At 39.7% G+C, this 14993-nt stretch carries 10 protein-coding genes; 7 read left to right on the top strand and 3 right to left on the bottom strand.

The window, feature by feature from the left end:
* Positions 1-705 precede the first annotated feature (705 nt).
* Entirely contained in the window at positions 706-1290 is a 585-nt protein-coding gene (locus tag H4J65_RS03035; RefSeq protein ID WP_182195315.1) for a TetR/AcrR family transcriptional regulator, read from the top strand.
* Positions 1291-1427: 137 nt separating this feature from the next.
* Positions 1428-2042, top strand: a complete 615-nt coding sequence (locus H4J65_RS03030) for a phospholipid-binding protein MlaC (protein ID WP_182184451.1) — start codon at positions 1428-1430, stop codon at positions 2040-2042.
* Positions 2043-2130: 88 nt separating this feature from the next.
* On the opposite strand, the gene H4J65_RS03025 is transcribed toward H4J65_RS03030, so the two are convergent.
* The gene (locus tag H4J65_RS03025) at positions 2131-4626 is read right to left on the bottom strand and encodes an acylase (protein WP_182195607.1); all 2496 of its coding nucleotides are present in this window, start codon (positions 4624-4626) and stop codon (positions 2131-2133) included.
* Between the two features lie 264 nt (positions 4627-4890).
* Here H4J65_RS03025 and H4J65_RS03020 point away from each other — a divergent pair, with 264 nt between their 5' ends.
* Complete coding sequence (locus H4J65_RS03020; protein WP_182195311.1) at positions 4891-5856, top strand: sensor domain-containing diguanylate cyclase; 966 nt, start codon at positions 4891-4893, stop codon at positions 5854-5856.
* A gap of 312 nt (positions 5857-6168) precedes the next feature.
* Here the strand turns inward: H4J65_RS03020 and nhaR are convergent, their stop codons facing one another.
* Positions 6169-7077, bottom strand: coding sequence for a transcriptional activator NhaR (gene nhaR / locus H4J65_RS03015; protein ID WP_182195307.1), 909 nt, complete (start codon positions 7075-7077; stop codon positions 6169-6171).
* Between the two features lie 356 nt (positions 7078-7433).
* Here nhaR and nhaA point away from each other — a divergent pair, with 356 nt between their 5' ends.
* On the top strand, positions 7434-8660 hold the full coding sequence (nhaA, locus tag H4J65_RS03010; RefSeq protein ID WP_182195304.1) for a Na+/H+ antiporter NhaA: 1227 nt from the start codon (positions 7434-7436) through the stop codon (positions 8658-8660).
* Positions 8661-8685: 25 nt separating this feature from the next.
* Positions 8686-9090 (top strand): Rap1a/Tai family immunity protein, encoded by a 405-nt coding sequence (locus H4J65_RS03005; protein WP_182184455.1) that lies wholly within the window; start codon positions 8686-8688, stop codon positions 9088-9090.
* 455 nt (positions 9091-9545) lie between these two features.
* Here H4J65_RS03005 and H4J65_RS03000 read toward each other — a convergent pair whose 3' ends face one another.
* The gene (locus H4J65_RS03000) at positions 9546-10490 is read right to left on the bottom strand and encodes a LysR family transcriptional regulator (protein ID WP_182195300.1); all 945 of its coding nucleotides are present in this window, start codon (positions 10488-10490) and stop codon (positions 9546-9548) included.
* Positions 10491-10628: 138 nt separating this feature from the next.
* On the opposite strand from H4J65_RS03000, the gene H4J65_RS02995 reads away from it, so the two are divergent.
* On the top strand, positions 10629-11810 hold the full coding sequence (locus H4J65_RS02995) for an efflux RND transporter periplasmic adaptor subunit (RefSeq protein WP_182195602.1): 1182 nt from the start codon (positions 10629-10631) through the stop codon (positions 11808-11810).
* Positions 11811-11819: 9 nt separating this feature from the next.
* The gene (locus H4J65_RS02990) at positions 11820-14972 is read left to right on the top strand and encodes an efflux RND transporter permease subunit (RefSeq protein WP_182195296.1); all 3153 of its coding nucleotides are present in this window, start codon (positions 11820-11822) and stop codon (positions 14970-14972) included.
* Positions 14973-14993: the final 21 nt, after the last annotated feature.

The raw sequence follows: 14993 nt of genomic DNA, 5'->3' as shown, positions 1-14993 counted from the left end.
GATATTTCCCTCACACCCGAGTAAAAATCGGCGCTAGAAGCACCCATACGAAAGCACGTGATAAACGTCAGGTAACCGTATTAAAGCGGTGTTGTTACGTAGTGAAGGGGAAAATTGCACAAGCACTACGTAAAAGTGAAGCCAGTATTACACGGCATACCTGTAATTATGCCTAAAACCTAAAGCTCAAGCCTGCGGGTGGTGGCTCTGCCAGACATTTAAATACTGAGCAAACCCAGCAATTAGTTGCACACTTGTCAGATATCACTTACTTGCACACCCATCAAGTATAGTCTACATCCAAAAGACGTGGAAGGTTACCTATACTCCGACACCTTTCCTTTTAATAACGTAAAAATCTATCGGGGAAGCGTTTACCAATCACTGCTTCACCAAAAATTGATAAGTGATCTCCATCATCCCACAATATTTTTGTGCAGCTCATAAAGTTTTGAGGGAATTTATACTTTGACATCTGATTTTGATAATAATAAAGCCAATGTCCGTACATTAAGTATCAGGTATGAGCTTCAGCGCTATACCTATCTCAAAAACCGATCCACCTTCATTAGAAAGGGTCTAGCTCTATATTGTAATGATCATGATCACATTGCAATACATGGTTTTCATACTTTATCTTTGCAACCGACCTGTCGGTCGGTTAAACTAAGGCTATTATGTTGTAAGATATTTTAAGGTAAGCCCATGAGAGACCCAGAGCAAACCCGGCAAAAAATACTAGAAGTTAGCGCTGATGAAATTCATCGAAAGGGTTTCAACGCCACTAGCTTGTCTTGTATTTTAGCTCGCTGTGAAATATCTAAAGGGGCGTTATATCATCATTTTACTAATAAAATGGAACTTGGCTATGCGGTATTTGAGGAAGTTTATGCCCCCGCTTTTATTGCGCTTTGGCAACCGCCCGTAGAGGCTGAAGATCCCATTCAAGGCTTATCTGATTTTTTCAGTTCCATGTCTAAAGAGATGAGTTGTGATGAACTAGTCTGTGGATGCCCTTTAAACAACCTATGTCAGGAAATGTCAGGCGTAGATGAAGGCTTTCGTATTCGCATACTGGCGATGCAACAACAGTTAAACTTATTAATTGCCACTAACCTATCGCGGGTTAGCAGCCAGTTACAACCAGGCCTTGATTTTAGCCAGATCGCTTACTTTATTGTCTCAACCTTTCATGGCTCTTCCAGTTTAAGTAAAAGCTCATTAAACAAAGAGCTGTTTGACAAAGTCATCAAAGAGCTTTGCCGATACATGGGCCAATTAAAACGTTAATGCTAAATTAACGCCTCACTGAGTTAACATTTTTTAACACTTTATCTTCTATCTTAAGCCTAAAAAGCATTTACATACCGCACGGTCGGTATGTATAATGACTGCAATTAAAATTAACTATATCTTACAGGGTCATCATGAAAAAGCTCTTAATGCTGTTGGTGTTATTCACTAGTTTTGTCCAAAACAGTATGGCAGTTGAAGCTACGCCATCAGTTTCTCCTTATCAAGTCATCGCTGTAACAGGTAATAACCTATTTACTAAAATTGCCAACAATCAAGATGCTTTGAAAAAATTTCCAGATCTGATGCGAGATATTGTTGAAGAAGAATTAATGCCATCTATTGATTATCAATATGCTGCGTTTAAAATTTTAGGTAAACATTTGCGACAAACAACGTCAGAGCAAAGAGTAAAATTTATTACTGCCATGCGTGCTTATTTGGTTCGCACTTATGCCAACGCTTTAACGCAATACAGTAATCAGAAAGTGTTATTTGAACCAGAAAGTCAACTGAGGGCGAATGTGAGATCAGCTTCTGTTGATGTCAAAATTATCGACACGGGTAAACCAGATATAAATATTACCTTTCAAATGCGCAAAGACACCAAGTCGCAAGAATGGAAAGCCTACGACATGATTGTTGAAGGTATATCGTTAATTAGTAGCAAACAATCTGAAATTAATCGTAGAATATCAGATTTAGGCTTAGATCAAGTGACCTTAGAGCTTGCTTCAATCACCAGCTAACTTTGCTCACTGATGCTATTAGCGCTAATAAACAGCCAGCATAACCTTTAAGGTTACTGCTGGCTTTTTTTTACAACGCGCTAATTGTTTACTCTGGAGCAGAACTAATCGTCATTTCAGAGACTTTATTAGCTTCAATATCCGCTTGGGTAAAGCGCAAAGGTCTCAATTGTGGTTGTTGTGAATAGAGCAAGGTTTGGTCTATGCTATGATCGCTGCCATATTCATGAGATTGAGAATAACTCAATAAACCTCTAGCAACTGGGCCATCATCGGTAAAGTTCACTACTGTCATCCAGCTGCTACCATAATTAATATGATAACCACCACCTTCAGCACTTAGTATAGAATCGCTATTTTGTGCCGGATAAACATGGCGAGGCAACAATGAACCGTCATTACCTGTGCGGGTATCAAAGACATTAAAGCCTCCTTCTATATTGTGAGAGCCTGCCCAAGGAATTTTGATACCTGAGGCACTGCCATCAGCTAAACTGCGCTCAACAAACTGCACTGAACCCAATGTAGCATCTAATGCTAACCCCGCTGATTCAACATTAAGCTGAGCTTGGGCAAACTGTTCCAGTGTTGTGGCATTATTTATTAAGCCACTAGGTGTGGTCAGCACATTATCTGCAGAAAAACTGTGTTGCCACTGCGGTTTTTGATTAAATAAAAAGGCAAACTCTCGAAATAAATGTGCCGCACTACTATTTTTATTAAAAGTACCATCCCAAAGCGCTAATGCCGCACAACCGTCACTGATATCAACGTCCTGTGTTTCAAGGCTAACCACTGTACTGCCTTGTGCTTGGCAAATGCTTAAAAGATCAGTCAGAATATTTTCAGCCAAATAGCTGCGATTACTTAATAAGGCTTGTTCGACCTCTGCCGGATTAAATAAACCATCACTACCGGCACTATCTACCAATAACTTCTGTGCCAAGCGAGAACGCAAAGACTGCTGATTATCTACCGCACCATATAAAGGTGAAACACCTGTTATAGGCGCATTAATATTGGTAAGCCAATAGCTATCATTTGAATTTTGTACAGAGTCGGTGCCAGAGTACTGGGGTGCATTTTCATAGGGTACAGCGCGGTCAAAATCAAATGCGGATAAAAATCCCGGTAAAATAGTAAAGCCCGCAGCTTGCTTAGCACCAACAAGCAATGGATTTGTGGTCATTTCATTAATTGCGGTAGCGGTTAAATTGGGCACCGTTGAGTCATCAATATAGAAAACATTACCGTCACTATCTGCTGACATAGTATTGTTAAAAATCACCCCATCATAATCAACAAAGGCTTGTTTAAATTCAGCGATATTACCCGCTAAATTCATCGCTAACCAGTGGTCGATAATATCAACATTACCCAAGTTAGCATCTTTTATGGCAAAGGCACTGCCACCAGGGCCCCATGCAAAATTTCCCGGTACAACAACCATAGGGCCATGATGGGTTGAGTAAGTCATTTTTGCGAGTTTAATCGTTTGGCCTGGCCCCACAGCCACATCAATGGCGATTTCTTTACCTGTGATTAAACGGTTTGCTCCGTCAATCACTTGCGACATTTGTGCCGGATCGTTTGGATTTAATGTCAACTGATAAACCACAAAGTGCTCAGCTGATGAAAAAGTATGGGTCCAAGCGACATTTTCATTAAAACCAATATTTACGACTCCTGGCATGCCGGTAAGCGAACTCCCCATAACATTCAAATGCTCAGGAATAGTAATATGGAATTGCCAAAAGCGTAAATTTCCCGTATGTGGAAAGTGCGGATTCGCTAACACCATGCCTTTACCGTTTTCAGTTTTATCTTTACCTAAGCCCCAACCGTTTGAACCCAAATCACTTGGGTTCTTTTTAGGGAGTGTAACAACCGGATTTGAATTAACTTTATACTGATTAACATCAGCACTTTGTGGGTAAGGTGCGAAACTTTCTCCTGGAGGAGCGGCTAAAAACATCGGGCCAAGAAAGTTTGCGGCTCCTGGTAACAAAGCAATACCGAGTGTGTAAGTCAGCATATCAATATCACTAATCGGCTGTACCCAAGGCATGTTGGCACATGAGCCATCAATATTAGCAACACCCGTATCGGCTAAGTATTTATTATAACCTTGTGCATAGCCTGACAATAAAGCTTGGCTATTGCTTGAAAGTGACTTTATATTTTGTGCTGCATGCGCTCTAATTCCTAAGGTTAAAAAACCAAAGTCATTAATTAAATGCGCTGAGTCACCTGAACTAGGCACGATATCAGGGCCGTAATACTTTGCGCGTTGTGAGTTATATTTTAGGATTTGATCGGCAAGCATACAAATATTATCTTTAGCGAATGCATAACCCACGCCATACGACATACTTTCTAAGTTGTCGGCGGTAATGTGCGGTACACCATAATCTGTCCAACGAATATTTGCTGATAATACGCCATCGCCATCAAATGAAGGTACAGGTGTAACGACAACTGGCGGCGTAATCGGCTCTGGTGTTTCAGGTTCTGGCGTACCAATATAGGTGTAGTCACCACCCCCACATGCTGATAACATTGAAAATAATCCTATGATTGACATAGGTTTTATTATATTTTTAATTGAATAATTCAAAACAAACTCCTTTTTAGTTCTATTATTTTTTATCATACCTAAACTATTTTCCCCCTATCATATTTGCACAATAAACAACCAACCTCAAACCCTTATTAGCAAAATCGCTGTAGTGAAATACTACAAAAAAGTCTTTTTTATTAATTTCAGTCAATAAAAAGTAAAAGCATTTTTCTTTCACTATTAAATAGCACTATACTCACTAAGTGGTCATCAATTTGCGTATAAATAATGCTTGCACCTAGTCTACCAAAAAATGAAAAATGTCGATTAGCGTCGTTAGATGCTCTGAACATATTAGATACTGATCCTGATGAGCGATTTGATCGTGTTACTCGCCTAGCTAAAAAACTATTTAATGTGCCTATTGCACTGGTTACTTTAGTTGATAAAGAGCGCCAGTGGTTTAAATCTTCAATTGGCTTAGACGCCAAAGAAACCCCCAGAGATATTTCTTTTTGTGGCCATGCAATTCACCAAAACAATACATTTATTATTGAAGATGCCTTACAAGACGTGCGTTTTTTTGATAATCCTTTGGTTGTCGACCTACCTGATATACGTTTTTACGCTGGTCATCCCATTGCCTCACCAAGCGGTGAAAACATAGGAACCTTATGTATTATAGACACAAAAACAAGAACCTTAAGCGAGGATGAAATTGCTTCGTTAACAGAGTTGAGTGCCTTAATAACGGATGAGTTTATTTCATGGCATTGGGCTACTATGGACGAACTAACCAATATAACGAATAGAATAGGTTTCAAACGTTTAAGTCAACATTCTATTGATAAGGCTGTTAGACAAAACAATGACTGTCATCTGGCTTATTTTGATCTTAATGACTTTACATTACTCAATGACAATTATGGCCATATGATTGGCGATCAAGTATTAAAACTATTTGCTGAACAATTAAAAGTCAGCTTTAGAGTGTCTGATGTTTGTGCCCGAATAGGCGGTGATGAGTTTGTGGTATTGCTGAGCGATACAGAGCTTGAAACAGCTAAACAAGTGATAAAACGTTTTGCTTATAATTTAATTTCTGTCAGTAAACACCTAGATCTACCTTACCAAATATCTTTTGCGCATGGCATTGTATCTTTTGATCAAAAAAAGCATATTAATATTGAGCATCTGCTTAGTGATGCTGATCAGGTGATGGATGAAAAAAAAGCAAAAAATAAACATTATTAGCCCAACATCGTGGTACAAAAACCCAGTCACTGAACAGCGTTAAATTCATCATATTAATTTAACGCTTAACGGTATTTAAACAAAACCTTACACCAATTTACTCCCATCAAAAAATTTATCTCACACAACTTTTCTGATTTAACCTGATGTTTATATAGTATTTTCAAATAAATAAAATCATATGATGTTGATTAAATTATGCTGCTAATGGTGATGGTTTGTTGGCGATTAGCTTTACAAATCTATTATTGCTCGTCATCACTTAACAATATCCTTTAACCTTAATAACTTAAATTTGTACAACATAAGATTTTACGACATAGGCTTTTTAAATAATTTTTTGCCTTCGGTTAATAAATGTTGCACCCCTGGATGTTTTACTTTCCGTTCAGGGGATATTAAGTAGTAATGCTCGATAATATCGTTAGTTCTACCAATAATTTCAACGTCAAACTGCTCAACAACATGATTTTCAATCATAGTAGGCGCACAAAAAATACCGTATCCCGCCTGGCCAAAATATTTAGTTAACACTGAATCATCAAACTCGCCAATTACCTTGGGGGAAATATCTAATTCATTAAACCAAGACAAGACGTTTAAATGTTGGTTTGAGCCTTCGCCAGCGGTAAAAAAAGGCATACCATCAAGTGACATTGGAAAGTCGTCTGTTAATGATTGCGCTAATTTTTTGTCAGCAAAAAAACTTAAGCCACATTTACCTATCAAGTGACTATAGGCTTTTAATGGTGAACCTGTCGGCAGTGGAGTATCACTTAATACCGCGTCCAATTTATTCATCGCAAGCTCTCCAAGTAAAACATCTAAGCTAGTTTCCTTACACACCAGCTTGATAGAATTGTCTATGTCATAGATAGATTTCAATAAATTAAATGAAAAAACTTTCGCGATAACATCGGTGACGCCAATGGAAAAACGAAAAGAAAAGTCAGTTGAATGATTTTTTAATGAATGCAGCAGTTCATCGCCTAAACTAAATATCTCCTGGGTATAACGAAAAGAAATACGCCCCATGTCATTAAGGACCAAACGCTTACCTTTACGTTCAAATAAGCTATAGCCTAATTGTTCTTCTAATAAATTGAGTTGAGCGCTCAGGGTTTGTGGTGTGATATGCATAACCTTTGCCGCCTGAGCAATACTGCCATGTGTTGCTATTGCATGAAAATACTGTAAGTGATGATAATTAAGCTTAGCCATATAACCTCTTTAATTTCCCTGTCACTGTTTAGCCTTCTAGCACTATACCTTAGCAACTTTTTATTGATAAAAACACAGCTACAGTCGACTTTCATTGCGTTGAATTATTAGCTATAAATGTGTCATACAAGTTTAATTAATTTGCGGGGCTATTTTACACCTAGGGAAAATGACCAAATACAAGGCATTGATTTTAATAACGCGTTGTTCAGCACAATAGGCTCCTACATGGTCTAATCAGTTGTATACATGCAACGATAATTATTAAATAAATAACGCAGGAATGGCTGGTTTTAACCAGGTGAAATGAGCAGAAAATTAGTGATATTGGTATGAGCTAGATCAAAGGAGATTTTATGGCAGAAAACATTATTGTTCTACGTTGGAAACAATTTATCCAAACTGATGCGAGTTCTGGCATTATTTTAGTATTAGCCGCAGTACTGGCATTGATAATGGCTAACAGTTTTTTTAGTCAGAGTTACAATGACTTCCTTGAGTTCCCCGTGAGCATTACGTTAGGCACCTTTGCTATCAGTAAACCCTTAGTCTTGTGGGTCAACGATGGTTTAATGGCGTTATTTTTCTTTGTTGTTGGTTTAGAGATTAAGCGTGAATTATTTTACGGTCAGTTGTCACGTCCTGATCAGGTGGTATTACCCTTTTTGGCCGCTATTGCCGGTATTATTTGCCCGGCATTAATTTATGTGGCTTTTAATTATCAAGATGCGGTTGCTATGAATGGTTGGGCGATTCCTTCAGCAACAGATATCGCTTTTGCCTTAGGCATTTTTATTTTATTTGGCAAATACTTACCCCCTAGTTTAAAGCTGTTTCTGTTATCTGTTGCTATTATTGACGATATTGGTGCAATTATTATTATCGCCATATTTTACTCACAAGAGCTAGCCACCAACTCGCTTATTATCGCGGGTATAGGTTTAGTGACACTCTTTATTTTTAATCGACTTCAATTAGAGAACAAAGCGCCTTATATATTACTGTCAATTATCGTTTGGGCTGCGGTATTAAAATCAGGTGTACATGCAACTTTAGCCGGTTTTGCCGTCGCTTGGTTTATTCCTATCGCCCGTGAAAAGTCACAGTCTATGTCATATCAAATTGAACATGGCTTGCATCCATGGATAGCGTTTTTTGTGCTACCACTTTTTGCCTTTGCCAATGCGGGTGTGGGCTTAACCGGGGTTTCAGTTAATGAACTTTTCACACCCATATCCATAGGTATTATTGGTGGATTATTCATCGGTAAACAATTAGGTATATTCGCGGCTTGTGTTATTGCCGTGAAACTAAAACTATGTCGCTTGCCCAAAGACGCCACTTGGACACAATTATACGGCGTATGTTTACTTTGTGGCGTAGGCTTTACTATGAGTTTATTTATTGGCTCACTCGCCTTTGAAGAGCAGGGTTTGGCTTATCAAACCCAAGTAAAAGTTGGCGTGTTAGTTGGTTCATTAATATCAGCCGTTGCTGGTGCTTGGTTAATCAGTCGATCTTCAAACAAATTAACCGTAACAAAAGGACAAAAAAATGAAAAATTTAAAACTTCTAATACTTAATATGGCTGCAATTGGGCTATTGGCTATGTCTACAGTAGTAAAGGCTGACTTTAAGTCTGACATTATCAGTTCTTGTAAAGCTTACCAACAAGGTGACGACAAAAGTGAAATAAATGCCTGTAAGCTATATATAGATGGCTTTATTGACTCGTCATTACTCAACGATGATGGTGTGGTAAAACCCAAGGCAATGATTGAGCGCACAGCTCCTGAACAAAGCGATTTTTTAAAGCGAGCTTATCGAACACGCGTGTTAACAACATCTTCCATGTTGAGTAATGAAGAGGCGTACCAATTTTGTATTCCACGTGAGTATGACAGAAAAGAAATTGCTTCATCGATTGCTAAATCTATGGATATTAATCAATTAGCTGATAAGCAACTTAAACAGGTGATATTTGAAACTCTGATTGCTGACTTTCCTTGTTAGCACTATTGATATTGCTTTAATCCAACAGCAGATCTTGTTCACAACACCTTGTTATGAACAAGATAAATTCGATACTTTTCAAGCAAACATGAGTTATGTTTGCTATTTATACTCCAAATGGTAGACGGTTTTCAGGACCACTAGAAGCACTTCATCAAGTTGAAAAGTCTCAATTCGTTAACCATACCTGAAAACAACATGAGGTTGATGATACCCCACCTTTTGCCAAGAAATATTATGCATTGCCGCCTAAAGCGATCCATGCTTTTAGAGCGGCCATCAACCAACCGAAAAATCGTGGCTTAATGCTTAATGCCTATCAAGTTATCACAACTCCCGTGCAAGTAATTAGCCTCGACCCGCCTTTATCACTATGGGGTTAGTTAATATGCCACACGCACAGCAATGATTAAGCTATAAAACTAATCCTTTTGATTTATATATCTTATTTTTAATTACCCTTGATATAAATGCTCAAAATTTGGAATGTTACTTTCCCAAATAGGTGTGGTTTTACCAATATATTCTCGAACCGCATCAAAGAATAGTCGCGTTCTTACTGGCAGATCTCGATGAGGATATATCGCATACATGGCGCTATAATCTGACAATTGTATATCTGTCAGCAGGGGGACTAACTGTCCATCAGCAACTTCATTGCCAAGGGTCAACGCCGGCACTACCACAAATGCAGTGCCAGACAGCGCTTTTAATAACAATACCTCGGCATCATTCGCTCGAAAGATACTTTTTATAGTTTTTTCACGCCTATCGCCATGTTGATCAATCGTGCTAATACTCGTGACTCGTAGCGAATTACTGGTATAGCTTGCCGCTGGCAATAGTGCGAGTTCATCGATAGTTTTAGGCATGCCATAGGTCTGGATAAATTCGGGTGACGCCAAAATAATCATGCGATTACGGGCCAGTTTTCGGGCAATCAAGGTCGAGTCTTTAGGTTCGCCAATACGAAAAGCCAAGTCAAAACCTTCGGCAACAATATCCATCACACGATCGTCTAAACGTAGTTCCACTTCAACTTGCGGAAAACGTTTTTGAAAATCATTGATCACAGGTTGTAAGTATCGCTTAGCGATGATGGTTGGCGAGGTGATTTTTAATACCCCTCGTGGTTCTTGATGATAATTTTCCGCCAACCTAACGGTTTGTCCCAGTAACTCACGCAGCTCCCGAGATTTTTTTATCATTTCAGCACCCGCAGCAGTCAGTGAAAAAGACCGGGTTGTTCTATTTAATAGCCTGACACCCAAATCGTCTTCAAGTCGGCTAATTTGTTTTGAAATAACCGAGCGGTCAATGTTCCTGCTTTGCGCTGCGCTGGTAAATGAGCCAAGTTCGACCACATCTAACAACATTAATAACCGGCTTGTTGTATCCATTATTTATTCCGTATCACACCAATTGGTGCAATTTTGGCACTAATGTATTTAAAAATCTATACTTTTTGTCCACACATTAGTTACGTATCATGCACGCCATTATCCTAGAGTATTATTTTGAGCAAAACGAGAATCATGATGAGTAAAAATATTTTTATGGCCGCTATCCTCACCCTCAGCTTAGCAATAACCGGCTGTGCAGAAGAGCCAGAGCAAAAAAAAGCAGCACAACCTTTGCAAGCTATTGATGTTGCGGAGGTGTTGGTTAAACCTGTACAAAATTGGCATATTTATACTAGCCGTTTAGAATCTCCCCAAGACGTCGCTTTAATGCCACGAGTTTCAGGTGTTATTAACCACATCGCTTTTAAAGAAGGCGATGATGTCAAAGAAGGCGACTTATTATTTCAACTTGACGATCGCCCTTTTGCCGCCGTTGTTGCTAGTTTGGAGGCACAAATTCTCAGTGCAAAGGCCGCATTAGGTCAAGCGAAAAGTGAAGCCAAACGTGCAATACGCTTAACAGCGCAAAAAGCTATCTCTGAAGAGCAAGCTGAGTCTCGCACCTCGATTTTACACCAACGTGAAGCACAGCTAGCCGCATTGCAAGCACAACTTACTTCCGCAGAACTTGATTTAGCGTTTACCGCCATTCGATCACCTATTAATGGTGTAATTTCACGCGCGAATATCACCCGTGGTAATAACGTACTTGCCGGCCAAAGTATCCTCACGTCAATCGTATCTAATCATGAAATGTATGCTTATTTTGATATTGATGAACGCACTTGGAATAGTTCATTTGCTGATATCACTGCAGCAAGTAAACAACAAGTGGTAATGCAAAAACTCGGACAGAAACACTTTAGCCATGAGGGTTACATTAATTTTATTGATAATCGCATTAATCCGTCAACGGGTACATTAAGAGTGCGCGCCATTTTTGAAGGTAAACATAAGCAAGTAAACGATCAACTACGTGCGGGATCTTTTGCCCGCATTAAGCTCGCAGCTAATGCCATCACTAAGCAAATTATTATACCTGAACGTGCCATAGGTACAGATTTGAAAAATCGTTTTGTGCTTACGGTAGATAAAAATAACATTCTAGAGTACAAATTAGTTGAAATGGGTGAAGGTTACGGAAAGTTACGTGCCATTACCGCGGGTTTGAGCAAAGGGGATATTATCGCAGTTAACGGCCCAGCCCGTGTTGGACCTGGTATGCCAATCAAGCCAAGAACTGTTGCCATTGATACGAGCGATATCGCATTTACTTTGTCTGCAATGGGCGATGTTAGCCTTATTGCTAAATATTAAGAGCTTTTGATGAATTTTTCTCACTTTTTTATTCAACGGCCTATCTTCGCGGCCGTCTTGTCACTTATTATTTTGATCGGTGGCGGTATTTCATTATTTCAATTACCGATCAGTGAATACCCTGAAGTGGTACCTCCAACCGTTGTGGTCACCGCTAATTACCCTGGTGCTAACCCAACCGTTATTGCACAAACAGTAGCAACACCGCTTGAGCAAGAAATAAATGGTACTGAAAACATGTTGTATATGTTTTCGCAAGCCACTAGTGATGGTCGTATGACATTAACCGTTACTTTTGCCTTGGGTACCGATTTAGATCGCGCACAAGTACAAATACAAAACCGTGTTAACAGTGCTTTGCCACGTTTACCAGAAGAAGTACAACGCCTTGGCGTAGTGGCAGAAAAGTCATCTCCGGACCTGACTATGGTGGTGCATCTTTATTCGCCCGAAAAAACGCATGATACAACTTATTTATCTAACTATGCTGATTTGTATGTTAAAGACGAAATTGCTCGCTTACCCGGTGTCGGTGATGTGAAATTATTTGGTGGCGGTCAATATGCGATGCGAGTGTGGTTAAATCCAGATGCATTAGCTGCCCGTAAATTAACCGCAATGGATGTGATAAGTGCATTACGCTCGCAAAACCAACAAGTGGCCGCCGGTAGCTTAGGTGCACAACCTGCATCTAACGATAGCCAATTTCAAATTCTACTCAATGTTAAAGGTCGTTTAAATAGTATCGAAGAGTTTGACCAAGTCATTATTAAAGTGGGCGAGCAAGGTCAGTTGATCCGCCTTAAAGATGTTGCTCGGTTAGAGCTAGGTCAAAATAATTATGCATTAAGAGCCCTGCTAGATGGCCAACCTGCCCTGGCTATGCCTATTTTTCAGCGCCCGGGTTCAAATGCCATTGAGTTATCCGACCAAGTACGTGCAACCATGGCACGGTTATCAGAGAAATTTCCTGCTGGGGTTGAGTATGACATTGTTTATGACCCTACCGTTTTTGTTCGTGACTCTATTGATGCGGTGATTACCACCTTATTAGAAGCTATTGCCCTAGTCGTGATTGTTGTGGTGGTATTTTTACAAACTTGGCGTGCCTCAATTATTCCATTAATTGCCGTGCCGGTATCATTAATCGGTACTTTTGCTGTTATGCAATGGCTGGGAATTTCTATTAATACCTTGTCGTTATTTGGTCTGGTATTAGCCATAGGTATCGTCGTTGATGATGCCATCGTAGTGGTAGAAAATGTTGAACGTAATATCGAGAAAGGTTTATCGCCTTTAGAAGCCACCCGTGTTGCTATGACTGAGGTTACCGGTCCTATTATTGCCATTGCCTTAGTATTATTAGCGGTATTTATTCCTACGGCCTTTATCTCTGGTTTATCGGGGCAGTTTTATAAACAATTTGCTTTAACGATTACTATTTCAACCGTGATTTCAGCCTTTAACTCACTGACATTATCGCCAGCATTAGCTGCGCTATTATTGAAATCGCATGACAGTAAACCCGACGCCTTAACACGCTTTTTAAATGCTATTTTTGGCCGCTGGTTGTTTAAACCTTTTAATCGCTTGTTTGACCGTGGCGCAAAGGGTTACCAAAAATTAGTGCAAAAGCTAATACGTATGAGCATAGTTGTGCTCGTCGCTTATGTCGCTTTATTAGGTGGCACAGTGACCTTATTTGATGCTGTACCTGGCGGGTTTATTCCTGCGCAAGATAAAAAATATTTAGTGGCTATCGCTCAGTTACCCGATGCGGCGAGTCTTGATCGTACCCAAGACGTTGTACAAGAAATGGAAGCCATTGCCCATACCATTGATGGCGTTGCCCATACGGTAGCATTTCCTGGTTTATCAGTGAATGGTTTTACTAACAGCCCTAATAGCGCGATTGTTTTTGTCACCTTAGACGCTTTTGAAAAACGTGAAGATGTTAGCTTGTCAGCTATGGCTATTGCCGGACAACTTAATCAACGATTTAGTGTGATTGATGCGGCCTATGTTGCTGTATTTCCACCACCACCTATTCAAGGCTTAGGTACAACCGGTGGTTTTAAACTGCAAATTGAAGACCGAGATAACAAAGGTTTTGAGGCGCTATTTAATAGCTTGCAAAAAGTCATTGCAAAAGCACAACAAGACCCTGCCCTCGTTGGCTTGTATTCAAGTTTTCGTATTCAAACACCACAAATGGATATTGATATTGACCGTGAACAAGCCTTGATACAAGGCATTGCATTAGATGAAGTATTCAACGCCTTGCAGATTTACTTAGGGTCAGTTTATGTCAATGATTTCAATTTATTTGGTCGTACTTATCAAGTTAAAGCACAAGCAGATGCTGAATTTCGCAAAGATCCTGAACAAATCTTGAATCTAAAAGTACGTAACAACTTAGGTAATATGGTGCCACTAGGCTCAGTATTAATGGTTACACCGACCACAGGCCCTGATCGCGTAATGCATTACAATGGTTACCCAAGTGCCGAGCTCAATGGCAGTCCTGCGCCCGGTTATAGCACGGATCAGGCTCAGCAAGCCATTGAGCTGATACTGGCCAATACGCTACCTCAAGGCATTGCTTATGAATGGACCGATGTAACCTTCCAGCAAATTATTGCTGGCAATACCATGATATATATATTCCCCTTAGTCGTATTGTTAGTTTTTATGGTACTTGCTGCACAATATGAAAGCTTACGCTTACCTTTGGCTATTATTCTGATTGTGCCCATGACCATATTTTCAGCATTGTTAGGGGTTTGGTATGTCGGTTCAGACAACAATATTTTCACTCAAATTGCCTTAATAGTATTGGTCGCCTTAGCCTCGAAAAATGCGATTTTAATGGTGGAGTTTGCCAAAGATCAAAACCAACACGGCATGTCTCATTTTGACGCTATTATGGCGGCATGTCGTATGCGCCTTCGGCCAATTTTAATGACCTCAATTGCTTTTACTGCAGGCGTAATACCCTTAGTATTAGCCACAGGTGCTGGGGCAGAAATGCGCCATGCCATGGGTAATGCCGTATTTTCTGGCATGGTAGGCGTTACTTTCTTTGGTCTATTGTTTACGCCAGTGTTTTATATCTTAGTGACTAAAGGCAGTAATGAGAAAAAAGTGCCGACATTAAAATAATATCAGCGCAGTATTATGCTG

Source organism: Colwellia sp. MB02u-9 (genome assembly GCF_014077085.1).
Lineage (GTDB): Bacteria > Pseudomonadota > Gammaproteobacteria > Enterobacterales > Alteromonadaceae > Cognaticolwellia.
The sequence above is the reverse complement of the archived record's forward strand: the minus strand, read 5'-3'. Positions and strand labels throughout refer to the sequence as shown.